Genomic DNA, 26,887 nt, shown 5'->3' on the forward strand with positions numbered 1-26,887 from the left:
AAAGGAGTGGAAGAATTGAACAAATTTATACCTGACAAAGACATCACCCTATTTAGAAGTTGTCTAGTATCTGCAGAATATCCAGGTATAGAAGCCTCAACAAAATATATATTTGATAAATTAGGAATAGAATACTTAATAGACCGTAATCAGTCATGTTGTACAGGACTAGGACATTATTATGATATATTTGATGAATTATCAACAACAGCATTAGCAGCAAGAAACTTCAGTCACGCAATCAAAAACAATCACAAACACTACGTACCAATGTGTGCAACATGCTATGCAATATTAAAGAATGCAGCAGTAATACTAAACGAAAAAGATGATGTAAGAGAGGAAATCAACAAATCATTCCGAGAAAATGGATTAGAAGACTTACAATATCATAAAGGAGATATAGACCCCGTAAATGATATAACACACGCAGCAGAAATACTATATGCTCACAGAGACGAACTATCAAAATATAAAAAAGTAGATCTATCCGGAATAAAAATAGCAACACACCACGGATGCCACTACTGCAAGGTACACTACCATGACACATTAGAAGGAGTAAGAGACCCAGAACTCTTAGATAAAATATGTGAAGCAATAGGTGCACCAACAATAGGATGGTATGACCATAAAAAACTCACATGCGGATGTGGATTCAGACAGAGATATGCTAATAGGGATTTATCACTAGAAGTATCAACAGATAAATTTGAAAGTCTATACAATGAAGATGTGGACTTATTAATAGTAATGTGTCCAAACTGCCACCTACAATTCGACAGATATGAAAAAGTAATACAAAACCAGACAAATCATAAAAAACACATGGCAGTATTAAACATAGCACAACTAGTAGCATTATACATGGGAGCAGACCCATATAAAGTACTGGGAATACAAACTCATACAATAAGAGTAGAACCATTACTAGATAAACTAGGCATAGAGTATGATGACAGGGAGGATAAAATACATGACTGAAAAACATAAAATAGGAGTATTTCTCTGTCACTGTGGTGGAAACATATCTGATGTATTAGATATGGATAAAATAGAGGAAGAATTATCTAAAAATGATGAAGTAGTATCCATAAAACACCATCAAAATCTATGCTCATTAGAAGGAAGAAAAATAATAAAAGACCAAATCCTAAGAGAAGGATTAGATAGAGTAGTAATTTCAGCATGTTCAAAGGTAACACATGGAGAAACATTCCAGAACTACATAAAACCATTAAATCCATACTTATATGAGATGCCAAATATAAGAGAACAATGCTCATGGGTAACAGAAAACCCTGAAAAAGCAACAGTAAAGGCAATATCTCTAATTAACTCAGGAATAGAATCAGTAAAATATGATGAACCACTACAGAAAATACCAACACAGGTAAAAAATAAGGTACTGGTAATAGGAGCAGGTATATCTGGTATAACAACAGCAATATCCCTAGCAAAACAGGGAATGAAAGTAACATTAATAGAACAAAAACCTGCAGTAGGCGGAGCAATGGTACAGGTAGGTAAAGTATTCTCGCCAGAAAAATTAACAGAGGACTGTGCCGCTTGTCTGTTAAATCCAGTTATAAACGAGATGGTACATAATAAGAACATTCAATTACTAACTAACACTAAACTAGAACGTTCTGAAAGAAGAGCAGGTAACTTTGATGTAATCCTAAGAAAAAAACCTAAATATGTTGATCCAAACAAGTGTACTGGATGCGGCCGATGTACCGAGGCATGTCCTGTAATCACACCAGATGAGTGGAATGAAGGATTAATTAATCGTAAAGCAATATATAAGCCATTTCCGCAGGCAGTTCCAAGTACATACACACTCGATGATGAACACTGTATAAAATGTGGAGCATGTACAAAGGTATGTCCAACAGATGCAATAAACTTAGATGCTATTGATGATATCATATCACTAACAGTAGGATCTGTTGTAATAGCAACTGGACATCAACGTTTTGATACAAGTAAAAGACCAGAGTATGGTCATGAATTATATGATGATGTAATTAGTCAAATGGAATTAGCACGTATTATGGGTGTTAATGGTCCTACTCATGGAAAATTACTTGTACCCTCAACAGGTAAGGTGCCAAGACGTGTTGTAATGATACAATGTGTTGGTTCAAGAGACCAGCTTCCAGGTGGTAATAAATACTGCTCCAAGGTATGCTGTATGGTTGCTCTTAAAAATGCTAATCTTATCCGTACACATTACCCTGATACAGAGGTTATCATATGCTACACTGATATCCGTACCGTAGGTGTTTATGAGAAATATTACAAGTATGTTCAAGATAATGGTGTAGAGCTTATTCGTGGACGTCCTGGAGAAATTGCACAGGAAGATGACCATATGATAGTAAGGATAGAAGATACACTAACCGGTATTAGGGAAGAGATTCCAACAGACCTGGTAGTGTTATCAGCTGCACTTGAAGCTAGTGCTGGAACTATTGAAGTTTCAAATACATTGAATGTTCCAAGAACAGAGGATAATTTCATCAAAGAAAAACATCCTAAGATGAAACCTGTTACAACAGATATTGAAGGTATTTTCGTATGTGGTACAGCTCAGGGACCAAAAGATATTACTGATAGTATTATTCAAGCTAATGCAGCTGCAACTAAGATTTCCGAGTTAGTTAATGGTGGTTTAGAGGTTGAACCATTTATTGCTACAGTTAATGTTAAAAACTGTATCCTATGTGGTACCTGTGTGGATAATTGTATTTATCAGGCGATTACACTTAGCAGGCAGTCTATCCATGTAGATCCTATCTCCTGTACTGGATGTGGTGATTGTATACTCACATGTCCACAGGAAGCTATTAGTATACAGGGACAGAGTGATGATAAATTAGAGGCAAGTATTCGTGGAATGTTGAAAGATAAACGTGATGATGAACAAATAATCATAGCATTCCTGGATGATATTGGTAATGTTTCAGCAAACAATATGGGTATTAACAGAGTTACTTGTCCTGACTCTGTACGTATTATCAATGTTCCATTCATCAACCGTGTAAAGTATAGACATGTTAAATATGCTTTAACTCATGGTGCTGATGGAGTATTCCTAGGAGAGTATCCTGATACTTCTAAACATAATGAGATTAGAAAAAACGTGAATATCATGAAGAAACAATTAGAAGAGGATGGTATTAATCCTAACAGATTGTTAATTCACAGTGTATTTATTCCATACTTTAGAGGATTGGCTAATCAGTTTAAAGAGTTTGATAATAATCTCAAAAATGAATCATATTAACATTCAGAAGAGTAGTTGAATGTAAATCACTTCCATGCTACTCTCCCATATTATTTCTTTTTTTAGTAATAGAGGTTTAGATTACACATGATATCTGAGGATAAATTTATAGAATTAGTAGATACTGTATTAGATAGAAATATCAGTGAAAATATTAATCAGAAAGAAGCTATCATGGCAGATATATCTAATAGTCAGTATATTGTAGCGGGCCCTGGTAGTGGAAAGACTACTGTTCTTGTTTTAAAGATTTTAAAGTATTTTTTTGTTGATGATGTAAATTTAGATGAAGTTATAGTCACTACTTTCACAAAGAAAGCTGCACGTGAATTGAATAATCGAACTATTGAATGGGCTAAGTTATTATGTGGTGCATTAGACATACCTTTACCTAAATCATTTAATTCTCTGATGATAGGCACGCTTGATAGTATTGCAGAGGATTACGTGTCAAAAGTTCGTGATATTGATGTTATTGATAATTTCACATCTTCTGCTGTGATGATGCAAACATTACTTGATGGAGAACGTAATACTGATAAACGTTTAAAACAGTTCTTTAAGCAATTAAAGAATAATAGTGGTGGTGTTAATACTGCTGAAATGAATAATCTGGTACAGGATATCAGGGAAAGATTGGTTTATGACATGGTGGATTATGATGCTATTAAGGCTAGTGCTGGTCGTGAACAGGTAATGTATGAGATTATTGATGATTATAATCAACGCTTGTATTCACGGGATATTCTTGATTATCCATTACTTGAGAGGATATTCTATGATTTATTAGCTGATAATCTTATTCCTGAGGTTAAAGGTGTACGTGTATTATTAATTGATGAATATCAGGATACGAATTATCTTCAGGAACAGATTTATTTTAAATTAGCACGTCATGTGAATGATAATAATGGTAATATTACCGTAGTTGGTGATGATGACCAGTCATTATATAGATTCCGTGGTGCTAGTGTTGAATTATTTACAGATTACGTGGAAAGAATTGATGAAGCTTTATCTATTAGGCCTAATACTATATTCTTACAAAAGAATTACAGGTCTACAAGTAATATTATTGATTTTACAAATGAATTTATTCATATGGATAATAGATATCTTTCTAACCGTACTATTAACAAGCCTTTGATTGTTCCATGTGAGAATACTGTGGATGGTTTACCTGTTATTGGTTTATTTAGAAATAATATTGAGGAGTTATCCACTGATTTATCTAATTTGATATATAATCTTAAAATGGGTAACAGTTTTAAGGTTACTCGTCACGGTGTTTCTTATGATATTTCTGCAGGAAATAATCCGTCTATTGCATTACTTATTAATTCTCCTAAGGAGATTAACGCGTTTAATAAGAAGAGATTACCTTTCTATGTGAGGGAAAGCATATCTTATAAGGATGAGAAGATGGTTGTATTTAATCCCCGTGGTCAAAATATTGAATCTACTGATATAGTGTCATTGATTTGTGGTTTGATTTTGTTGTCTATTGACCCTGAAGGTAAAACTCAGGATAATCTTGATAATATTCCACCACATACAAAGAATGTATTAAAATCATGGAGAAAATATGCTACAGAGTACATATCTAGCACGGATAAATCAATTATTTTAGAGGGGGATGTTATTAACCTAGATAACTTACTGGAAGATATAGATAATGAATGTAATTCTTTAGTGGATGAGTCACAGGAGAACGCAATTTATCATGATATTATAATGGATACTATTACTCAGACAAAGAATGCTATTACAGTTGATGGTTTATTATCTACAAAGCAGGTCTTTTGGCATATTCTAGTTCCTATTGCCTCTGGTGCTATTGATATTGATGATGACATGTTTGAAATTAATTATGAGGATAATATTAATATAATGTCTATTCATCAGTCTAAGGGATTGGAGTTTGATGTTGTCATTGTTGATGTGGGCTCGGATATCTATAATAATTCAAGTTCTACAGCATTTAAGCGTTTCCCTAATCGTGGTGGTAAGACATTTAATATTGAAAGATATCTTAGGAAATATTCTAGTTTAGATGATAGTTATGATTCACATACGGGTCTTGATGATGAGTTTAATGATCTTATAAGACGTTATTTTGTTGCTTATACTCGTGCAAAGTCTGTACTTATTCTTGTTGGATTGAATAGTATGCGTTATGGTTATAAGGGTGATTTCCAGGATAATATTTTAATTCCTAATGTTGCTACTGGTTGGAGCAGGGATAAGGTTTGGCATTGGGATAATTTGAATAATTTGTTAAATATTTAAATGTATACTTATCTTTGTTTAATTTATTTTAAAATGAGTAATTAAATAATTGTTTTAAAAATTAGTAGTTTAGAATAAAAAAAAGAGTTTTGATGTGTTATTTATTATAACACTTATCCGTGGTATCTTTTTTCTCTTACTCCTCTTCCTTTCTTGTTTCCTTGTTTTTTGTATCCAGATTTTGGTCTGGTTCTTCTGTTTGTTCCTTTGACTTTTGCCATGATGTTCCCTCCTGTTAATTTTCTATGAATCGTTATATTATTCATTATCCATCTTTATTATGATTTTTCAGATAATGTCCGTTTCTTATACTTAATATATTATATTAAGTTTTCATCATGAAATAGTATATATAATTATATTTAAAAACAATAATATATATTTTTTCATTTGTAATCAGGGTTCCTATTCTTGTTTTCTATTGTGGTAATGTATTTTATTTTTACTGTTCTTATTCACATCCAGACGTATATTTCAAGTGTAACTTTTCACTATTTATGAATTCTAACTTGACAATTGATAAATTATTTTACAAGTAAATGTAATATATCATATATAGAGATAAAAAGTTGGAGACAGTTAACATGGAAAAAGAAAACTCTAAAAAAGTAATATGTCTTGTAGATGGAGAACATTACTTTCCTGTAACAAAATCAGCAATAAATAAAATAGAATCAAAAGGATATGAAGTAGAATTACTATTATTCATAGGTGGAACAGAAAAACTAAGAGATAGCAATGTAGATGTGATATCTGAATTCTTCAATAAGCCAGTAATATTTGGAGAAGATCATAAACTAATCCCCTATGATTTAATAAAAAAATCAATAGAAAAATACAATCCAGATATTGTAATAGACTTATCAGATGAACCAGTTGTAAATTATGGTAAAAGATTTAAGATAGCAACAGTAGTTCTACAGGAAGGAGTAATATATAAGGGTCCAGATTTTGAATTCAAGCCACTTAAGGAAGAGGAAGTTCTAAAAAATCCATCATATAAAATAATAGGAACAGGTAAAAGAATAGGAAAAACAGCAGTATCAGCATACACTGCAAGATTAATCAACAAGGAAGATAAATTCACGCCATGTGTAGTTGCAATGGGTAGAGGTGGACCCGAAATTCCGGAAATAGTACATGGTGATAAGATAAAACTAACACCAGAATATCTTATGGAACAATCAGATAAAGGTTTACATGCAGCATCAGATCACTGGGAAGATGCTCTAATGAGCAGAGTATTAACAGTAGGCTGCCGTAGATGTGCTGGAGGTATGGCAGGAAAGGTATATATCACAAACATGGTTGAAGGTGCAAGGATGACAAATGCATTAGACACTAACTTAATAGCCATAGAAGGTAGCGGATCTGCAATTCCACCAATAAAAACCGATAAAGAAATAGTATTAGTTGGTGCTAATCAGCCTATTGACACTATCACTGAGTTCTTTGGACCATATAGAATTAAATTAGCTGACCTTGTTATCATAACAATGTGTGATGAAGAAATCTGCTCTCCAGATAAATTAGATTTATTACTAAAAGAGATTCACGCTATTAATCCTAGTGCTGATATTGTTCCTACAATATTTAGGCCTCATCCTGTTGATTCAATTGAGGGTAAGAATATATTATTTGCTACCACAGCTCCAGAATCTGTTCAACATTTATTAAAAGAATATTTAGAGGAAAACTTTAATTGTAACGTGGTTGCTATTTCATCTAACTTATCTAATAGACCACTACTTCAGAAAGATATTGAAGACAATATTGACAAAGTAGATATCATGTTAACAGAACTTAAAGCTGCAGCTGTAGATGTTGCCACTAAAGATGCTCTTCAAAAAGGTTTAAAAGTAGTTTACTGTGATAATATTCCTATTCCAATTGATTCAAGTTATAATCTTGATAAATCTATTATGAATTTAGTTCATGATGCTGTTGAATACTTTAATGATAAGAATAATTAATTATTTGATTATTTTTATTTTTTTTTTAATAGAAAACCATAAAGTATTTATATAAGTTCAAACACCGTTATAATCATTAACTATATATATAGATAAATATATATTATAATAACAGTTGGAAAGAATAATATTTAAGAAAAATTATTTTCATGAATATTTTATTAATTATCAAAAATTTTATATCAGTCTATGAAACACGGTTTTTTTAGGATATTATTCATCTAAAAATTCATAAAAAATAAATAATCAGTCTATAAAATAAATTTAATGAATTTATCAGTAATATCTAAAATTGGAGGATAATTAATATGGCAAGACAAAACCAACAACCATTAATCATTCTAGCTGATGGATCCACAAGAAAAAGCGGAAGCCAGGCAACTAGAAACAATATAATGGCAGCTAAAATATTATCCAACGCACTAAAAACAACATTAGGTCCAAGAGGAATGGACAAAATGTTAGTAAACACTATTGGTGATGTTAAAATAACCAATGATGGTTATACAATACTAAAAGAAACAGAACCAGATCATCCAGCAGCAAAAATGATTGTAGATTTAGCAAAATCACAAGAAGAAGATTTTGGGGATGGAACAACAACAGCAGTAGTATTAGTTGGAGAAATATTAAAACAAGCTGAAGAATTAATAGAACAAGGAATACCAATATCAACAATAGAAAAAGGATTCCACGAAGCAAGAAACAAAACACTAGAAGTATTCAATGACATCGCAATCACAACAGACAAAGAAGAACTAATAAACATAGCAAGAACATCAATGACTGGAAAAGGCTCATTTAGAAATATCGACAAAATGGCAACAGAACTAGTAGAAGCACTATTAGATGTAGAAAAAGACGGTGAAATAGATCAAGACATGATTAAAATAAGAAAAATCCACGGTGAAGCAACAGAAGATACCGAGATTTCTGAATCAATCACAGTAGATAAAAACGTCGTAGAATCAGAAATGCCAAAAGATGTTAAAAACGCTAAAATAGCATTACTACAATACCCAATAGATGCAAGAGAACTACAAAACGATGCAAAAATAAAACTAACAACACCGGGAGAATACCAATCCTACCTTGATAAAGAAGCAGAAATGCTAAAAGAAGAAGTACAAAAAATAGTAGACTCTGGTGCAAACGTTTTATTCAACAACAAAAAAATCAGTGACCTCGGACAACACTACCTAACAAAAGCTGGAATATTAACAGCTAAAAGAGTAAAAGCAGGAGACCTCAGAAGATTATCCAAAGCAACAGGAGCAAACATTGTAAATAATGTACGTGAACTAACTCCTGATGATATCGGAGAAGCGGAACACGTATATGAAAGAGAAGTATTTGAAGACAGAGAATACATTTTCATAGAAGGTTGTAAATACCCTGGTGTTTTAAACATAATCGTAAGAGGAAGTACAAAACACGTCACTGACCAACTAGAACAAGCAATTAACGATGCAATTGGTGCAGTAATAAAAGCAAGAAAAGAAAACAAAGCACTTCCAGGTGGAGGAGCAGCAGCTATTGCAGCATCCAAAGCATTAAAGAAATATGCAAACCAATTTGAAGATAAAAAACAACTAGTAGTAGCAGCATACGCAAAAGCACTAGAACAACTACCAGTAGCACTAGCTAAAAATGCTGGAATGGATACAATCGATGTAACAACAGAATTACTAGCAGCACAAGAAAAATCAACAAACATGGGTATAAACGTCATAAAAAGAGAAGTATCCAACATGAAAGATGATGGAGTACTTGACTCTAAAAACTCTGAAGACGAAATAGTATCAGGTGCAACAGAAATAGCATGTGAAATACTACGTATTGATGATGTAGTAGCTACAAAACCAGAAACTCCAGTAGGAGGAGACATGCCTGGAACACCAAACCCATACATGTAGAGATGGAAACACTTAAGAATGAAGGATAATTCATCCCTTCTTCTTAAATAAACCTTATTCTATTTATCCAATACACATAATCGCCCTATTATAAATAATATTTAATTTTTATATTAACAATTTAAATATAGAGTTATCTAGGCTTTTTTTAAGATAAATTACATAATTAGTCATATTATAGCATATTTTTAATAGTATTAAAAAAGATATATTTAATTATAATATTTTATTAATGTATTCTGGAGGATTAAATTGCTAGAAATAATAGATTTAAAAAGAGAGGACTTCTCAAAATATACACAAAGAATTCAAATGAATTCAAACGAAGTAATACAACCAGTACAAGAAATAATAGCCAATGTACAAGAAAATAAAGACAAAGCACTACATGACTACACTCTTAAATTTGATAAAGCAGATATAACCGACTTAATGGTACCTGTTGAAACAATAAAAGATAGTGTTAATCATATTAGTCCAAAACTAAGACAAGCATTAGAAGACGCTGCAGAAAATATTAGTAAATTCCATAAAGCACAAATACCATCAGACTGGACAATGACAGTAAAAGATGGTGTTAAAGCAGGACAAATAATAAGACCATTAGAACGTGTCGGATGTTATATTCCAGGCGGACGGGCAGCATACCCATCATCAATATTAATGACAGTAATACCAGCAAAGATAGCTGGAGTAAAGGAAATAATATGTTGCACACCTCCTGATAAAGATGGAAACATAAGTAATGAAATACTAGCAGCAGCATACATTGCAGGAGCAGATAAAATCTACAAAGTAGGAGGAGCACAGGCAATTGCAGCAATGGCATACTCCACTGAAACAATACCATCAGTAGATAAAATAGTAGGTCCAGGAAATATATTCGTAGCAACAGCAAAAAAACTAGTCTATGGTGATGTAGACATAGAATTCCCAGCAGGACCATCAGAAATGTTAGCACTAGTTGACCATACAGCTAATCCATCATACATGGCAACAGAATTACTATCACAGGCAGAACACGATCCTAATGCAGCAACAATAATGGTGTCAACATCACGTGAAGTAGCAGAAGAAACTGTTAAATATGTGAAACAGTACCTGGAAGAACAAGAAAGAAAGGAAATAATAGAAGAATCACTAACAAAATACAGTCACATACTAGTAGCAGATAACATGCAAGATGCAATTGACTTTACTAATGCATATGCTCCAGAACACTTAGTAATAGTAACTGAAGACTACTATAAAACATTAGAATCCATTAATAATGCTGGATCAATATTTCTAGGTAATCTTACACCAGTAGCTGGTGGAGATTATGGTTCAGGTACAAACCACGTATTACCAACAAGTGGTGGTGCAAGAATGTACTCCGGACTATCAGCTGATTCATTCATCAAAAAACCAACCATACAGGAACTATCACCAGAGGGCGTTATGAACATAAAAGATATGGTAGTAAACCTAGCTGAAGCAGAAGGATTATACGCACATGCATTATCCATAAAGAAACGTGCTGAGGATATAGAATAAAACTTTTCATATTCTCATTAATTACTATTTTTTTTAATAATAATAACAGGAATCAAATAATCCTATTATGAAATAACATAAATAAATTATATCAATCAAGAAAAACAAATATAAATATTAATACTTTATTATTTTTATTTAAATCATATAAAATATAAATTAGGTGAAAACTTGACAGACATATTCGATAAATGTAAAAGAACACACTACTCAAACCAGATAAGCCCAGAAAACGAGGGAGAAACAGTAAAAGTAACTGGATGGGTACACGAGATAAGAGACCTTGGTGGAATAGTATTCCTATTACTAAGAGATAAAAATGGAATAACACAGATAACAGCTCCAAGTAAAAAAGTATCAGCTGAAATGATGGAAGATATCAGAGCTGCAAGAAAAGAAACAATCATCACAGTAACAGGAACAGTACAAAAATCACCAAAAGCACCAAATGGAATTGAAATAATTCCTTCAAACATAGATATAATCAACGTAGCACAGCTACCCCTACCATTAGATACAACAGAAAAAGTAGATGCAGAACTAGACACAAGATTAGATTCAAGATTCATAGATATAAGAAAACATGATGTAAGTGCAATCTTCAAAATAAAAAGTCAAATGTTACACACAGCACGTAACTACTTCTATGACCATGATTTCACAGAAATAACAACACCAAAACTAGTAGCATCAGCAACAGAGGGTGGAACAGAATTATTCCCAATCACCTACTTTGAAAAAGAAGCATTCCTAGGACAAAGCCCACAATTATACAAACAAATGATGATGGCAACAGGACTGGACAATGTATTTGAAATAGGTCAAATCTTCAGAGCAGAGGAACATGATACACTAAGACACTTAAACGAAGCATTATCCATAGATGCAGAAATGTCCTTCAGAAGCCAGGAAGATGCAATGAACACACTAGAAAGTTTAATAAAAACAATTCTAGCTAACATACAAGAAAACTGTGCTAAAGAACTAGAAGATTTAGGTCATGAATTAGACATACCAACAGAACCATTCCCAGTAGTATCCTATGATAAAGTACTTGATATTGTAAACAGTCATGATGTTGAAATGAACTATGGTGATGACTTAAGCAGAGCAGCAGAAAAAGTATTAGGAGAAGAAATGGGTAGTTACTATTTCATCACAGAATGGCCAATGTCTATTAAACCATTTTATGTAATGCCAAGTACAAAAGACCCTGAAATAAGTACATCATTCGATTTAATGTACAGAGACCTAGAGTTATCAAGTGGATCACAACGTATACATGATTATGATTTATTATACTCTAGATTAGAAGCTAAAGATTTAAATCCTGATTCATTCGAGAAATACCTTGAAGCATTCAAGTATGGTATGCCACCACACTCTGGATGGGGGATGGGTGCAGATAGACTTACAATGGTTCTTACAGGTTCTAAAAACATAAGAGAAACAGTATTATTCCCAAGAGACAGAAGACGACTCACACCTTAAGCAGGTGTAGGGTTTACACTTCTAAAACTAACCACCATTTTCTAATTTAATTATTTTTTTTCCAGAATTAAACCTTAAATAAAAAAAATCAGCACTTGTTTTAAAAAAAGAGGATATTATAACTATTATTCCTATAAAAAATTAGTATTTATTCCTTGTTAGGTAAAAGAAGATGAATGGGTGATTATTCATCGAGTATCTTTTTAGATTCTATATATAAGTATATTCTTTCTTCCTTGAAGAAATAACTCTGATCTACTTCTAAGTCATATGCAATCTCGTAGAGTAATCCTGTATCTCTTAATTTATAGATTCTTTCCAGGAATTCATCATAATCATACTGACTGTTTCTATTAGTATATACTCTGTTAAAACCTTTAACACTCCATTCAAAGCCATCCCACGCATATAATTCAGGTGTTTTAGGGGGCTGTGTAACTATTTTTGCATTGATTTCAAAATCATCATCTTCATATTTATCATCTAATATGATACATTCAATCTCCTTAACAGACAAGACTACAACCTCTATAATTTATTTGCGATAATATGTAACTTATATTGTTCTTTATCAGTTGTTTGTTTGTCGTTCATTGCTTTTAAATCCTTCCATATGTTTCCATGAACCATATAATCATGTACTCTTGTTACAAAATCCTCAAATTCATCTCGACTAGCCTTGTCGTTTGGTGATAACTTATTGAGGTCTATGAAATCTTTAAGCCATTTATCACCATCAAAAAAGTAATAGTTGGTGTTATAATCATTGTTAGTGTCATATTCTACCTTACATTTTAAAAAAAAGGAATCATTATCCATGTCTGTAAGATTATATTCATATGTTTCTATCATTAAATTTCACCTTTATTTTATTAATCTAATTATACATTATAGATTTTGTTTAATGATATTAATAAAGATAATACGCTTTAAATATAATTTTTAAAATACAGTATGTACTAAAAAGAATATTTATGTTGTTATTCATGATATTTAGCTGTAATATCCTTCAGAATAATTTTATAAACAATAGCTGGACACTCTGCTATTTTGTTGATTTCGTTATATTCTAATTTACAATGCTTTAACATTAATTTATACGCATGAGTTTTATCTTCAATATCTTCAACTAATTCGGCATGACCATGAGCCATGACAGAGTTATATTTACAGGTAATGTCATAAAATCTGATGATATTATCAAATTCAACGAAAACATTTGAATTTCTGTTAATCAAATCTATTTTATGACCTTCACTAGCTGAATGAATATATATAATAATTTCATTATTCACTACTTCATATCCAAAAGCTAATGGAACAACATATGCATAATCATCATCTTTAAGGCCTAATCTAACAACCTCTGATGAATCAATAAAATTTACTATCTCGTTAAAATCTGTAACTTCTAGATCTTTTCTTCTTATAATAATTCCTCCCTTAATACTAATTTTTATTATACATTATAGATTTTGTTTAATGATATTAATAAAGATAATACGCTTTAAATATAATTTTTAAAATACAGTATGTACTAAAAAGAATATTTATGTTGTTATTCATGATATTTAGCTGTAATATCCTTCAGAATAATTTTATAAACAATAGCTGGACACTCTGCTATTTTGTTGATTTCGTTATATTCTAATTTACAATGCTTTAACATTAATTTATACGCATGAGTTTTATCTTCAATATCTTCAACTAATTCGGCATGACCATGAGCCATGACAGAGTTATATTTACAGGTAATGTCATAAAATCTGATGATATTATCAAATTCAACGAAAACATTTGAATTTCTGTTAATCAAATCTATTTTATGACCTTCACTAGCTGAATGAATATATATAATAATTTCATTATTCACTACTTCATATCCAAAAGCTAATGGAACAACATATGCATAATCATCATCTTTAAGGCCTAATCTAACAACCTCTGATGAATCAATAAAATTTACTATCTCGTTAAAATCTGTAACTTCTAGATCTTTTCTTCTTATAATAATTCCTCCCTTAATACTAATTTTTAGAATTCTATTCTCTTTCTTTTAAGTATACTTCTAATGTGTATATAGTTTCATGGCTTAATTTATCTGTACTTACTTGTAATTTATAGGATACTTGTTCTTCATGGAAGGGCATTCTACTTCTTTTATATTCTTCTTCATGCTTTTTCTTATATTTTTCTATGAGGTCTTTATTAATACCTATGTAATATTGATCCTCATTTTCATCAATTATGTTGATTTTATTATTCTCTTTAGTGTTGTTGGTTATATACCATGTAGTACTATCTTTTTTTATAGCATATAGGTCATTTATCACGTCATAATACTTTGCAAAATCAAATATGTATCTTGGAATAATAATGTATCCAAAAGGCGTAATTTTAGAACATGAACGGAACACATATCTTAGTTTACCTTCATCTAATAGATTAAATGATAACTTTTTACAATTAGAATTAACATCTAAATCTAAATCACCATTTAGTGAATCTAAATTAATTTCCATATTTATCACTTTAATCTATTTTATGTAAATTTAAGTAAAAAATATTTTTTATTATTTTTTCTCTCATAATAAGGGAGACTATTAATTCAATAAATGAAATTAAAGACTATTTAATAATTGAATAAAGTACTTGGTTGTTTATACTAAGTTAATTATTCAGTAATTCCCAAAAAAAGAGTAAAAATAGGATGGAAAGTATTTGAGATTCCTTCCACCTATTTAGTATTCTGCATTTACTATTCCTGCATCAATAAGTTTTTCATTAGAATTCAATGAATCATCAGATAATCCTTCAGGATTATTTAAATCCACATTATCACTAGTTGGATGAATAACTACTGATGAATTAGTACCTTCCACAGTTATACTACCTGGTATATCTGTAATATCATTATATTCAAGCATTATTGTACCATTTGAATCAAATAAATGTTGTGCTGTGGATGTTCCTAAAATTGCTACAAGTTGGTCATATGTTAAGTTACCATTTAAATATAATAGATAAATGTATAAAACATAACTTGATGTTGTATATGGATGATTTTCTTTTCTTATTTCTTCCCTATATTTTGTTACAACATGTGTATGTGCTACTTGCATTGTTTTATTTGCATAATAGGTTATAGTTCTATTATTTGCTACCTGCACTGTTTTATTTTGGTAAGATAATATTGTTCTGTTATGTGCTACTTGTCGTGTTTCATTTTTGTATGTAGTTATGGTTCTATTGTGCGGTACTTCTACGGTTATTGTTTTAAATTTAGTTACTGTTCTGTTATTAGCAACTTGTACAATTTTTGTCCTATAAAGAGTTATTGTCTGATTATGTGCTACCTGTATTGTTTTGGTTATATATTTAGTATTATTTTTATTTATTATAGTTATATTATGTTGTCTTGGTTTTAGATTTGATTTTATAAATTGTGTTGAATTAGTTGGTTTTGTGATTATTTTTGTATTAATACCCTTATTTCTGTTTATATTGTTAGGCATGTTATTGATAGTTCTTATATTTTTGTGTTCTATCGGCTGTTTTGTTGTATTTGTGGTATTATAATGTTTAATTGTGTTATTATATGGTATCTGTATAGTCTTATTTGTATAATACGTCTTTGTTATATTGTATGGTTCTTGTATTGTCTTATTTGTATAATATATTTCTGTTGTATTGTATGGTTCTTGTATTGTCTTATTTGTATAATATGTCTCTGTTGTATTATATGGTACTTGTACTGTCTTATTTGTATAATATGTCTCTGTTGTATTATAGGGTTCTTGTATTGTCTTATTTGTATAATATGTCTCTGTTGTATTATATGGTACTTGTACTGTTTCATTTGTATAGTATGTCTCTGTTGTATTATATGGTATGGATACAGTTATTTCTGTAATGTTATCATGGGTTATTGTTTTGTTGAGTACTTTCCATGCCCATGATAATGAGTTTTTTTCTACTACTTTGTAGTTGATAGTTATGTAGTTTTGAAATACATTAGAATCTGGTTTATAGATTAGGAATTGATATGCTATTGTTGTACCATTAGGTTGAACGTAGATACCATAGTTTGCTATATCCTTATTTAGTGTTTTATACATGTTTATAGTTTCATTTATATAATAACCTACAACCTTGTCACTTATTTCTCTGTCAAACCATTCTTGATCTACTTCATCATTTAATGTACCGTTATTGTATTGTAAAATATCGTATGCTGTAAATCCTTCAATAACTTCTCTGTTTGATTGATGGACATTTACTGAATTTATGAAATCAGGGTCATTACAATGATTTACCATGAATAATTTAATATACGGTAGAACATTGACATTTGGAGTATATAATTCATTTATACTAGTTTCATTTGTTAACTTATATCTAGTATATGATTCATTTACTCGTGCAGCATCTTTTGATTCATCAATACAATAAGCCCAATAACCATCACTAAATTGCGTGTATGCGCCCTTAATATTGGCTGTTACAGGTACTGGTGTCTCTATGTCCCATGGTTCACTTGTTGATTGGTTGTGATTAGTATAATTTTTTTCTGAAGTGTTAGAAGGCACTACACTTTTATTATGGTATATATTGTAATTATTATTCTCTGTTTTTACTTGTTTATATGTATTGCTGAGGTTATTGGGATGATGATTTGTATGAGTAATTTCTGTATTATTTGAGTTTGTTGTGTTACTGTCTGTAGCATATATTGCTCCACAGCATAAGAGGATTATTAAACTGAACAGAACTATTTGCTGTATTAATTTTATTTTTTTTATATTTTTATCTCCTTTTTTTTATTGTGAGTGTGCATGATTCCTATTTAAAGAATATATTCTAGAATATATCCTCTTTAAATATTTAATTCATTTATACAGGTCTAAATATCTATAATTTAAATATTTGAATAATTTAAAGCGTAATTAGATTATTGCACATGAATTCCTTTATTATTAAATATATATAATCTTTATGTCTAATGTAGGAGTTATTAATTTTATTATACTCTACTTAAAACGGTTTATTTCCTATTTATTGACCTAATTTTATCTTTCTGTAGTCTTTTCTTAATGAAAAGTATTATTTTAGTTTACTGTTATATATAATAATAGACTATTTGTTTTTTATGTTGATAATTATGAAAGTTCATAGACATCATGTATATACTGATAATGATTTTAGACATCTTGTTCAGACATATCTTGATAATAATTACCGTATTATTGCTCATGAGAATAATATGTTTTGTTTGGAAAGGCCAATCTATGGTAATTTATTAATCCATGTAGTCTTGTTTATTCTAACATTTTGGTTTTCATTTGGACTTCTGAATATAGTATATTATTTTATAAACCGTTATTTTAATCAGGAACGTATTGTTATCACATTAAATCTTGATGAAAGTGGTTTTAATTATCTTTCGTATAGTGCTGATTATGATGTGATGTTTAATGATTTATCGGAAATTATTAATTATTTGAATGCACCCGTTAGTGCTTCAGATGATGATGAATCAATTGTATGGGATTCTTCTACGTCTATTCTTGATTATCTTGAACATAAATAATAATACTTTTAAATATATTTGTATTAATAATGGGATATTTTATATACAATTTTTAACATAGTAGTATATAACAGAAATATAGTATAACATAATTTTTCTATACTCAAAGCTATATTATAATAAAGGCGATTTAAATGAATTCAAGACTATCTAATATTTTAAAAGGTCTTAGTAATCCAGGTACTTCTTCGGTACATAATACAGCATCAGATAATAACTCAGGAGAAACTAGTAAAGTTTACAGTTTGGAAGAAGCTGGGGATTATATTGAAACAACCTATAATGGTATTACGGTTTATGTAAGAGAAAATTATCCTTACTATAATCCACAGAACGATAAAATTTATTATTCAAAAGAAGAAGAAGCAGAAGAGTTGTATCAATTATCTAAGGATATGACTAAGTCATCATTGAAGAGTTTAGATATCTAAATTTTAACTTTTTTTATATACAGGATTTAACTATTTTTTTATTATTTCTATGTTATGGTGTATATACTTAATTTTTATTTAATAAAGGGATGATTTTTTAGGGAATTAATTTATAATCTTTAATATTCCAGATTACAAAGAGTTTTAAACTATTAAATAATGAGATTAAAATCATCGCAAAAAAATATACATACTTTATTCAATCTATTAATGATTATATAATGATATATCTTAATATTAAAGTATACTAAGTAATTATAAGTATTTTTGGATATTATTATTAGTTTTTAAAATTCATTTTATTTATTTTAGAGAATATTATTTCTCATAATATGAACTAAGTAAAAATATTAAAAAAATACCAAATCATATATATGTAAACATATAAAAATAGTACATTATAAGAAAATCATATTTATGACATAAACATTATTAAGGAACAGCAAATATGAAAAATAAATCTAAAATCATGTTTTTATTTACATTACTTGTAACAAGTCTATTAGCAATAAGTACAGTTTCTGCTGCAGGTAACAGTTACTCAGGATTTCAAAATGTTTCAAATAGTGGATTGCAAATTCCGGATGAAAATGAAACAATCAGCCAGCAGATTAACATTTTAGAAGAACTAAGAAATGATTCAGACAATGAAACATATAAAGAATATGTATATAATGAAATAAAACGTCTAAAGTTAGAACAAATTATTTACAATAATCTGTCTGATGGTCAGGACTTCTTTAAAAATCCAAATAATCCATTTAACAGGGCTTTTAACTTAAATAATAGTTTTTCTCATATAGTTAGAGATAATAATTTTAATTATACTGGCTCTGATAATTTAAGAATCGATTCATCATATTGATTATTTCATAATCTTTTTTCCATATATTTTTTTATTATTTTTCTCCATTGAATATATTAAACATTTGTTAATCTTTTTTATTTTTAGTTGTAAATAATAATTCAACGTCTGTTATTATTAAACATAATTTTATATATTCTAATTTACAATATAATCATTAAGGAGGAATTAATCATGAAATGTTATGTATGTGCTCAAGAAGGAAAGGACACAGAAGCAGTAGCAATATGTATAGTGTGTGGTATGGGATTATGTGAAGATCACATAGTACGCGAAGAAATTGAAATGTGGACTGGAGGATACCCATTCCCAGCAGAGAAATTAGATGTAACTTTACCTAGGATCTTATGTAAAAGATGCTACGAAGCTTTACAAGCAAGTGAAAAGTAATCTTTTTTATCCATATATTAAAAAATTTCTATTTTTCTTTTTTAATTTTATTTTTTTCCATTTAACCAGTATTTTATCATCAATATTGAAAATAATGTTATTTTTTTGATATAATACTAGTTAAATTAATTTTAATAATTATAAAAAATGAACAGGGCTTGTTTTGTAATTTTTTATGTTAATCCATTGAAGTAGGTATCTGCTTCAAAGAATAAATATAATGTTATACTAATTATCCATTTATAATGAACATTGAAACCTATTATTATATATTTCTATAACTATTTCTAATTTTTTTAAAGACTTTAGAATATTTTTATTATTTTATATTTTTACATATATTACATATATATCAAGTGATTAATATTTTATGTTTTAGGAAGCTAGACTAGGTGGTATTATTTTTTATTAAAATTAGTTGTGTGTTTGAAATTTGTATAAAAAAAGAAATAAAATGGAAGAATTAGTTTTTTAGATTATTATATATTTATCCATCCACAATATGCATCAAGTGCAAATATAATTCCGATGAGTCCTGCTATGTATGTTCCTGCTCCTCCTAGAAGCGCTGCGAGTATAATATCGATGATTAGTATAACTACAAATAGGATTATCCAGTTATTTCCTTTACCTAATAGATATTGACCTATTCCTGGAAGGAATAATGAAATTATTGCTGCTAATATTTTGTTTTCCATATCTTTCACCTTTTTCAACATTGTTTATTTAATAGGGAGTTTATCTAATACAAGTTAATAATAATACAATATTACTAACTATTGTATATTATCATTCTTATTTTGTATGAGGTAATATATATATATGTATCTTTGTTATTTTTTTACTTTTTATAGTAAAAAGGAGTTTTTTGCTTTTCTGATGTTCTTGTTTTTTTGTTGTATTTTCTTGAAAAAAAAGCATTTTTGATTCGTTATACATAGATATTACGAAGCAAAAATACAAATAAAACCAAAAACAAAAAATCTCACCGCAAAAATACACTACTTCAACCTAAAAATCAAACACGCCATATACCCCAAACAACAACAAAAGATAATACTAGAAAACAATTTCAAGTGTAAATATGAAAAACCATACCCACACCTCAATACATGAAAAACAAAACTAATAAAAAAAATTACCTGTCCTAATCTTAACAAAATAAATCAAAAATTAATTTAATAAAAGTAGTTATTTAAATATATAAAAAATTAGATTTAAACCTAATTAAATAAAAAAAAGATTATGTAGTCAAAAGAACTACATATTCTTTATTTATCATCCAGAATAATTATCACTATAATTGTTAGAGTAGTTATTATTGTTTATCTCTTGATAGTTGTTGTTTGTTTTATTTTCAATAGTACTCTGGTCTGGTACTACTTCATCCATAGAGTAACCTCCCATTAGCTCACCATTTGGACTAACTTCAATATAAGTGTTATTACGGGAGTCGGTTACTACAATTTCTGGGATTTTTGAATAGTATGTTACACTAACATATGTCCAATCAGTATTAGGATACATTTTCCGTACTAGTTGTAATGCCTGACCTGCAGTAATATTGTATTTAAAGTCTCCAGTACTATTATGTGTGATTATTGTTTTATTATAATCTGTTGATGGTATGGTTGGATCGCCACCTTTTTGGTAATCATATTTGTATTCTTTATTTGTTTTCTGGTCTGGTACTACTTCATCCACAGAGTAACCTCCCATTAGCTCACCATTTGGACTAACTTCAATATAGGTGTTATTACGGGAGTCGGTTACTACAATTTCTGGGATTTTTGAATAGTATGTTACACTAACATATGTCCAATCAGTATTAGGATACTTTTTCTGTACTAGTTGTAATGCTTGACCTGCAGTAATATTGTATTTAAAGTCTCCAGTACTATTATGTGTGATTATTGTTTTATTATAATCTGTTGATGGTATGGTTGGGTCACCGCCTTTTTGGTAATCATATTTGTATTCTTTATTTGTTTTCTGGTCTGGTACTACTTCATCCACAGAGTAACCTCCCATTAGCTCACCATTTGGACTAACTTCAATATAGGTGTTATTACGGGAGTCGGTTACTACAATTTCTGGGATTTTTGAATAGTATGTTACACTAACATATGTCCAATCAGTATTAGGATACTTTTTCTGTACTAGTTGTAATGCTTGACCTGCAGTAATATTGTATTTAAAGTCTCCAGTACTGTTATGTGTGATTATTGTTTTATTATAATCTGTTGATGGTATGGTTGGGTCACCGCCTTTTTGGTAATCATATTTATATATATTGTTTGGTTCCTGTACATTATGTATTGATCCATTTAATACTGTTTTAACTATATTCTTATTGCCAGTTAAATTATTTGGATTTTGGTTATTTGTATTTGCAGGTAAATTGTTTGGGTTTGTGGTTATATTTTGATAGATTGTTCCTGTTTGGTTAGATTCTGCTGTGTTAATAATATTGTCGATTATATTCTGACTTTCCGATGTTATGTCTTTGTTTGAATTTTCATATTCCTTTTTTATTGGATTGTTTTGTGTTGTAGTTGTAATGATATTGTTCATAGTATTATGAGGTTTTGAAGTTATATTATTTTGATCATGTGTTATCATGCTACTTGCAGTATTTAATATGTCGCTAGGGCTATTACTACCGGGATTAGTAGTTGTTTTATTATTTTCAAAATAATATGCTGATGTAGCGCCTATAATAGCTATAATTATTAAAATTGGTATTATTTTTTTCCACATATTAAATCACACTCCTTAAAATGGTAATTCTGATAATAATTTTTGATTCCATGTTCTTATTTCATTACTAGATGTATGTCCAATAGTGTTACTATTACTTGTTGGATCTGCATCTACCCATGTATTGTTTAGGTATATTTTACACCAAACATGTCCTGTTACTTTTTTAGAATTATAGAAGTAACATTGTGCATGAGCATATCCCGCTTTTATGCCACTAGCTCTTAGTAGTGCTATTAATAAATGTGCTTGGTCACAACAATTGCCTAATTTAGTAGATAATGTTTCCAATGCACCTTTTCTTGTATTACCATAATTCTCGTAACTTATATTATTTCGTACAAAGAGGAATAATGCGTTGGCTTTAGAATATAATGAAGTGCAATTATTTGTTAGTTTTCTTGCTAAATTAATTATTATTGAACTATTGGACTGACAATTTTTTGAAGGTAATAAGTAGGGGTCTGTGGTGTTTACTTGAGGTTTTGAATATGTACTTTCATTGTATGCAGTGTAATTTGGTAATCTGTTGTTATTATATTCAAAAGCTAATGCTCTTGAATACCCATCTATTGTTGAATTTAAACTTAGCTGTCCTAATGATGTGTTAATATAACCAGGTACAACACCATTATTTGCAATAGATTGAGTGATTGTTTTTGCTAATTTTAGGTATTCCTCTTTATATATTTTTCCAGCAGTTATATTTTCTTTTATGATACTTTCTGGTTGAAAGTTTCCCTCAGATAAAGAACTGTTGGATATTAATGATTGACACATTAAGTATAAAAAGTCATACATTGTAACGTCATTATTATTTATCACTACATATTTTGGCAGTGTTTTAAATTTATCATGATATTTTTTCACACGATTAGCTGCTTCTATTATCTGTGCTGTTGTATAATTATGAACTGTTGTATTAATTATTCTTATTTTAACATTGCTTTCATTATAATTGAAGAACGTGTTTTCTCCATAGATTATAGTTACGTTATGTGTACCTATACTTTGAGTAGGCGTAAAATTATAATTAATGATTCCTGTTGTAGTATTAAGATTGGCTATGGTTTTTCCATCAATTTTTAATGCTAATTTACCCGTATATACTTTTTGATTATTTTGGTCACATATAGTGGCATTAATATAACTCATTGTATTTCTTTGAGCAAAGGTTAAATAACTTGTTTTTATTGTTGTGTTCAATCGATATAATGTTAATGTACTATTTTTGGATAATGAGTTAGTATTACTTGTTTCCCCCACTACTAGTGTTAAATTATATTTTTTCGCACTCCATTGAGGTACTTTAAAATTATATAGCACTGTTCCATTAGTCACGTTTAAATGTGCCTGTGTTTTTCCATTAACTTTAAATGCTACTTTTGCTGATGTTACTGGGGTATTATTTGTTGTTTTAACAGTTGCATTAATAATTATTGTTTTACCCGCGTATGCAGTATAATCCTTTAAATTTATAGTAATATTTGATTTGTTATTATTATTTTGATTACTTACTTTTCTTGGATAATCTGTTATACTTTTGTTTTCATCAATATCCGTAATATTATCTATAACATCTATAGAATCATCATAAAAGTAATTATTGTCTATTTCTGTATTATTCTGTATTTCTTTAGAGTTACTTGTATATTCTTCATTAAATCCGTTTTCAAGTGAATTATGCGGTTCTATGTAATTATTATTAGCAGTAATTGTTGAATTATTATTTATGTCAGTTGCATTAACTGATACTATTGTTAATATAATTACTATGAAGAATAGAAGTATTTTATTATATTTCATCTTAATTCCTCATATAATATATTTTAAGTAATAATAAATTAAAATAATATCAAGTTGTGTTAATTAAAGTCTCTGATATTGATTTTATGGATATTTTAGTGTTTTTAACTAAAATATCTATGTAATAATATGTTTTTCTTTTATATATACTCTTTTATATAAGTTATACTTTAAATCAATATTTTTTTCTGGATTAAAGACATATTAAAATATAAGAGTGTTATATTTTTGAATTTTAATCTATTATATGTATTTTTATAAAAATAGTTATTTAATAAAATAAGGGTATTTTGGGTTGGAGGAAAATTTACTGAATTATTTTAGGTAACTGTCTTCTTTTTTGATTTTTAGTTTCTTTGAATATTTCTGTTATGTATATTATTTTTGTGAATGTCATGAATACTGTTGTTCTAATTTCTAGGATTTTTGAGAAGACAAGTAAATTCTCATCTTTTAATAAATTTTATAGGCTTTAGACTTGGATAATTGGTATTACATGGATATTTTTTAATGTATTTCTCTTTGTATATCATTAACTTTCTTATAATGGTGTTACCTCTAGTTTTTGTTCATGTTTTCAAAGGAGCTATTAGTCAGAAATTAATAAATAGGACGATGATAAAATTTTTAATACCAATAATATGTGGACATGATGATTTATAATTACAGGATTTTATCTGATAAGTTCCACAAAAACATCAACAAAAAAAACATTCACTAATCTAAAACGACCAATAATTTTTCATGGCTTTTAGACCAATTAAACTTATATAAAAAAATAGACTTCATATAAAGTCAATTTTTATCAATCCTCAATAAAGTATATCAATAAAGTATAAAAAAAGGGATGGTTAACTGGTTTTTAAGGTTTATTTTATTTATTTAATAGAAATCTCGTGTTTATTGTTTTATTTGTTTATTAAATATTTATTTTTTAGATATTTATATATATATAACTTTAAATAAAATATTAAGTAAGTTTTAGTTTAATTTAATTTTTTTTAATTAATTTAATTTAAAACGTTATATTTAAAGGAATATGAGGCGATTTTTTCATGAAATATCAGTGGAAATTATTTTGTTTTCTTTTGATTTTAATATTAACTATCACTGCTGTATCTGCTGTAAATACAGATGATTTATCAGAACATAATTGAACTGATTCCAATATAAATCACATAAAAAGCACAGATACAAATGTTAATATATCTATTAAACAACAAAACAATCAAAAAACAGATTACAAACAATCTGTAAAAAAAGTATCAAACAAAAAACATACTGAAACTAGAACAAGAGGAAATAAATCAGTTAAAACAACATCTCAGAATAATACTATTCAAATAAAGGATTATTTCTGTAAACAGAAGGATAAAAGGAGTTAAATATTATGATATCTGAAAGAAAAAGTGAATTTATTGTATTTACTTTAACACTTTTTCCTCTTATTTTCTATACTTTTTTAGTATATTATGTAGAGGACATGTTAAATATTGGTATTAATCTGTTAATGTTTTCTGTCGTATGGATGTCTTCATGTTATATTTTAAGGGATAAAATTCCTATAGTTAAAAAAACAGTGGAAATTAACAAGTTATATTCTGATAAGCTAAAACCATTGAAATCATATAAAATATTTATAATTGTAATGGCAGTAGTATTTGCAGTTTATTATAATCTCTTAAATAAAGATATTTTTTGGATTCCTCTGTGTGGTTTGGGATTGATTTATTTGGAAGATTATAAAAAAGGGTTGAAAATTTTCTTTATTGATGTTTTTTTCAAAATAGTTGAATATATAGTATATGTTATAATTATCTTTTATAATTATAATACCCTATTAGAAATATTACTTTTTATTTTATTTGGTATTGAATGCATATATTTAGCTTTATGGTTTAATGAAACAGCATTATTATATTATACAAGATTTAATTCAGAATCATCAGGGGATAAAACTAATATCAAGGAGAGAGAAGATAAATTAGGAAACATGTAACTGGTATAGAATAGAAGGTATAATCTAGGTTGAAAATATGTAATTACAAAAGATGATGGTATAAAAGGAGTTATAACTGTCAAAGTCAGGAATAATTTTTCTTTTGATAAATCGAATGTAACATTTGAGGAATATAATGGTGAGGGTTATTTAATGCCAGAAGATGAAGTTAATAAATATCTTCCTGATAATGATTTAACAGGATATTGGTTGAATTTATTTAAATTGGAGTTATATTATGACATTTGAAAGGAAAAGTAGTTTTATAATGTTTAATTTATTATATGTGAATTCTACTTCCTATTGGGATTATTATTTAGGTGGTATATTATGAAATTTAATTATAATTATAGAATTCATATGGGTATTTTTTTTAGTTTATTATCTTTATTTCAATTTGTGTATTTTATAAAATATTTAGATAACTCTTTATTTTATTTGAATAATAGTATTGAATCTTTAATAATTGTGGGTGTAATTTGTTTAATATGGTTATATCTCTCATATGATGTGTTATTATTGATTTAGAAATCGTTTATAATATTAGAT

The 26,887-nt window shown here is 28.7% G+C and carries 21 protein-coding genes; 12 read left to right on the forward strand and 9 right to left on the reverse strand.

Translation table 11 applies throughout. The features are described from left to right. The first annotated feature begins 15 nt into the window (after window positions 1–15). The 7 genes from hdrB to aspS all read left to right on the forward strand — a co-directional run bounded on the left by hdrB (window position 16) and on the right by aspS (window position 12,497). Complete coding sequence (hdrB, locus tag OTK55_RS03490) at window positions 16–984, forward strand: ferredoxin:CoB-CoM heterodisulfide reductase subunit HdrB (RefSeq protein WP_274871758.1); 969 nt, start codon at window positions 16–18, stop codon at window positions 982–984. Continuing rightward, entirely contained in the window at window positions 977–3,292 is a 2,316-nt protein-coding gene (locus tag OTK55_RS03495) for an FAD-dependent oxidoreductase (protein ID WP_274870626.1), read from the forward strand. Before hdrB ends, OTK55_RS03495 begins: the two co-directional genes overlap by 8 nt. A gap of 87 nt (window positions 3,293–3,379) precedes the next feature. Further along, window positions 3,380–5,581 (forward strand): UvrD-helicase domain-containing protein, encoded by a 2,202-nt coding sequence (locus OTK55_RS03500; RefSeq protein WP_274870628.1) that lies wholly within the window; start codon window positions 3,380–3,382, stop codon window positions 5,579–5,581. Between the two features lie 584 nt (window positions 5,582–6,165). Beyond that, complete coding sequence (locus tag OTK55_RS03505; protein WP_274870630.1) at window positions 6,166–7,554, forward strand: P-loop NTPase family protein; 1,389 nt, start codon at window positions 6,166–6,168, stop codon at window positions 7,552–7,554. Between the two features lie 308 nt (window positions 7,555–7,862). Continuing rightward, window positions 7,863–9,470, forward strand: coding sequence for a thermosome subunit alpha (gene thsA, locus OTK55_RS03510; protein WP_274870633.1), 1,608 nt, complete (start codon window positions 7,863–7,865; stop codon window positions 9,468–9,470). A gap of 312 nt (window positions 9,471–9,782) precedes the next feature. Beyond that, window positions 9,783–11,006: a histidinol dehydrogenase gene (gene hisD, locus OTK55_RS03515; protein WP_274871760.1), complete on the forward strand. Its 1,224-nt coding sequence runs from the start codon at window positions 9,783–9,785 to the stop codon at window positions 11,004–11,006. Window positions 11,007–11,177: 171 nt separating this feature from the next. Beyond that, the gene (gene aspS, locus OTK55_RS03520; RefSeq protein WP_274870635.1) at window positions 11,178–12,497 is read left to right on the forward strand and encodes an aspartate--tRNA(Asn) ligase; all 1,320 of its coding nucleotides are present in this window, start codon (window positions 11,178–11,180) and stop codon (window positions 12,495–12,497) included. A 184-nt stretch (window positions 12,498–12,681) separates the two neighbouring features. On the opposite strand, the gene OTK55_RS03525 is transcribed toward aspS, so the two are convergent. The 6 genes from OTK55_RS03525 to OTK55_RS03550 all read right to left on the reverse strand — a co-directional run bounded on the left by OTK55_RS03525 (window position 12,682) and on the right by OTK55_RS03550 (window position 17,086). Continuing rightward, window positions 12,682–13,014 (reverse strand): hypothetical protein, encoded by a 333-nt coding sequence (locus tag OTK55_RS03525; protein WP_274870637.1) that lies wholly within the window; start codon window positions 13,012–13,014, stop codon window positions 12,682–12,684. Between the two features lie 11 nt (window positions 13,015–13,025). Then, window positions 13,026–13,349, reverse strand: coding sequence for a hypothetical protein (locus OTK55_RS03530; protein WP_274870639.1), 324 nt, complete (start codon window positions 13,347–13,349; stop codon window positions 13,026–13,028). Window positions 13,350–13,477: 128 nt separating this feature from the next. Next, window positions 13,478–13,960, reverse strand: coding sequence for a pyridoxamine 5'-phosphate oxidase family protein (locus OTK55_RS03535; RefSeq protein WP_326520465.1), 483 nt, complete (start codon window positions 13,958–13,960; stop codon window positions 13,478–13,480). Between the two features lie 95 nt (window positions 13,961–14,055). Next, window positions 14,056–14,538, reverse strand: a complete 483-nt coding sequence (locus OTK55_RS03540; RefSeq protein WP_326520466.1) for a pyridoxamine 5'-phosphate oxidase family protein — start codon at window positions 14,536–14,538, stop codon at window positions 14,056–14,058. A 1-nt stretch (window position 14,539) separates the two neighbouring features. Further along, on the reverse strand, window positions 14,540–15,019 hold the full coding sequence (locus tag OTK55_RS03545) for a hypothetical protein (RefSeq protein ID WP_274870640.1): 480 nt from the start codon (window positions 15,017–15,019) through the stop codon (window positions 14,540–14,542). Window positions 15,020–15,238: 219 nt separating this feature from the next. Further along, window positions 15,239–17,086, reverse strand: coding sequence for a hypothetical protein (locus tag OTK55_RS03550; protein ID WP_274870641.1), 1,848 nt, complete (start codon window positions 17,084–17,086; stop codon window positions 15,239–15,241). A 572-nt stretch (window positions 17,087–17,658) separates the two neighbouring features. On the opposite strand from OTK55_RS03550, the gene OTK55_RS03555 reads away from it, so the two are divergent. The 4 genes from OTK55_RS03555 to OTK55_RS03570 all read left to right on the forward strand — a co-directional run bounded on the left by OTK55_RS03555 (window position 17,659) and on the right by OTK55_RS03570 (window position 19,773). Beyond that, window positions 17,659–18,087, forward strand: coding sequence for a hypothetical protein (locus OTK55_RS03555; protein ID WP_274870643.1), 429 nt, complete (start codon window positions 17,659–17,661; stop codon window positions 18,085–18,087). A 134-nt stretch (window positions 18,088–18,221) separates the two neighbouring features. Beyond that, window positions 18,222–18,518 carry a hypothetical protein gene (locus OTK55_RS03560; protein ID WP_274870644.1) on the forward strand — a complete coding sequence of 99 codons (297 nt, stop codon included), beginning with the start codon at window positions 18,222–18,224 and terminating at the stop codon, window positions 18,516–18,518. A gap of 448 nt (window positions 18,519–18,966) precedes the next feature. Continuing rightward, the gene (locus OTK55_RS03565) at window positions 18,967–19,383 is read left to right on the forward strand and encodes a hypothetical protein (protein WP_274870645.1); all 417 of its coding nucleotides are present in this window, start codon (window positions 18,967–18,969) and stop codon (window positions 19,381–19,383) included. A gap of 174 nt (window positions 19,384–19,557) precedes the next feature. Next, window positions 19,558–19,773, forward strand: coding sequence for a DUF2180 family protein (locus OTK55_RS03570; RefSeq protein WP_274870647.1), 216 nt, complete (start codon window positions 19,558–19,560; stop codon window positions 19,771–19,773). Window positions 19,774–20,252: 479 nt separating this feature from the next. On the opposite strand, the gene OTK55_RS03575 is transcribed toward OTK55_RS03570, so the two are convergent. From OTK55_RS03575 to OTK55_RS03585, 3 genes are all read right to left on the reverse strand, one after another. Next, complete coding sequence (locus tag OTK55_RS03575) at window positions 20,253–20,471, reverse strand: hypothetical protein (RefSeq protein WP_274870648.1); 219 nt, start codon at window positions 20,469–20,471, stop codon at window positions 20,253–20,255. 580 nt (window positions 20,472–21,051) lie between these two features. After that, window positions 21,052–22,533 carry a hypothetical protein gene (locus OTK55_RS03580; protein WP_274870649.1) on the reverse strand — a complete coding sequence of 494 codons (1,482 nt, stop codon included), beginning with the start codon at window positions 22,531–22,533 and terminating at the stop codon, window positions 21,052–21,054. Window positions 22,534–22,548: 15 nt separating this feature from the next. Further along, window positions 22,549–24,339, reverse strand: a complete 1,791-nt coding sequence (locus OTK55_RS03585) for a transglutaminase-like domain-containing protein (RefSeq protein ID WP_274870650.1) — start codon at window positions 24,337–24,339, stop codon at window positions 22,549–22,551. 1,390 nt (window positions 24,340–25,729) lie between these two features. On the opposite strand from OTK55_RS03585, the gene OTK55_RS03590 reads away from it, so the two are divergent. Then, window positions 25,730–26,338 carry a hypothetical protein gene (locus tag OTK55_RS03590; RefSeq protein ID WP_274870651.1) on the forward strand — a complete coding sequence of 203 codons (609 nt, stop codon included), beginning with the start codon at window positions 25,730–25,732 and terminating at the stop codon, window positions 26,336–26,338. Window positions 26,339–26,887 lie beyond the last annotated feature (549 nt).

The organism is Candidatus Methanosphaera massiliense, assembly GCF_028890305.1.
Classification (GTDB): Archaea; Methanobacteriota; Methanobacteria; order Methanobacteriales; family Methanobacteriaceae; genus Methanosphaera; species Methanosphaera massiliense.

What these genes read in the sequence shown, in the direction of transcription:
- OTK55_RS03590 (WP_274870651.1), top strand. Translation starts at nt 25,730, where the DNA reads ATGATATCTGAAAGAAAAAGTGAATTTATTGTATTTACTTTAACACTT.
- hisD (WP_274871760.1), top strand. Translation starts at nt 9,783, where the DNA reads ATGAATTCAAACGAAGTAATACAACCAGTACAAGAAATAATAGCCAAT.
- OTK55_RS03580 (WP_274870649.1), bottom strand. Translation starts at nt 22,533, where the DNA reads ATGTGGAAAAAAATAATACCAATTTTAATAATTATAGCTATTATAGGC.
- OTK55_RS03495 (WP_274870626.1), top strand. Translation starts at nt 977, where the DNA reads ATGACTGAAAAACATAAAATAGGAGTATTTCTCTGTCACTGTGGTGGA.
- OTK55_RS03565 (WP_274870645.1), top strand. Translation starts at nt 18,967, where the DNA reads ATGAAAAATAAATCTAAAATCATGTTTTTATTTACATTACTTGTAACA.
- OTK55_RS03505 (WP_274870630.1), top strand. Translation starts at nt 6,166, where the DNA reads ATGGAAAAAGAAAACTCTAAAAAAGTAATATGTCTTGTAGATGGAGAA.
- OTK55_RS03575 (WP_274870648.1), bottom strand. Translation starts at nt 20,471, where the DNA reads ATGGAAAACAAAATATTAGCAGCAATAATTTCATTATTCCTTCCAGGA.
- OTK55_RS03530 (WP_274870639.1), bottom strand. Translation starts at nt 13,349, where the DNA reads ATGATAGAAACATATGAATATAATCTTACAGACATGGATAATGATTCC.
- OTK55_RS03570 (WP_274870647.1), top strand. Translation starts at nt 19,558, where the DNA reads ATGAAATGTTATGTATGTGCTCAAGAAGGAAAGGACACAGAAGCAGTA.
- OTK55_RS03500 (WP_274870628.1), top strand. Translation starts at nt 3,380, where the DNA reads ATGATATCTGAGGATAAATTTATAGAATTAGTAGATACTGTATTAGAT.
- OTK55_RS03545 (WP_274870640.1), bottom strand. Translation starts at nt 15,019, where the DNA reads ATGGAAATTAATTTAGATTCACTAAATGGTGATTTAGATTTAGATGTT.
- OTK55_RS03555 (WP_274870643.1), top strand. Translation starts at nt 17,659, where the DNA reads ATGAAAGTTCATAGACATCATGTATATACTGATAATGATTTTAGACAT.
- thsA (WP_274870633.1), top strand. Translation starts at nt 7,863, where the DNA reads ATGGCAAGACAAAACCAACAACCATTAATCATTCTAGCTGATGGATCC.
- OTK55_RS03585 (WP_274870650.1), bottom strand. Translation starts at nt 24,339, where the DNA reads ATGAAATATAATAAAATACTTCTATTCTTCATAGTAATTATATTAACA.
- OTK55_RS03560 (WP_274870644.1), top strand. Translation starts at nt 18,222, where the DNA reads ATGAATTCAAGACTATCTAATATTTTAAAAGGTCTTAGTAATCCAGGT.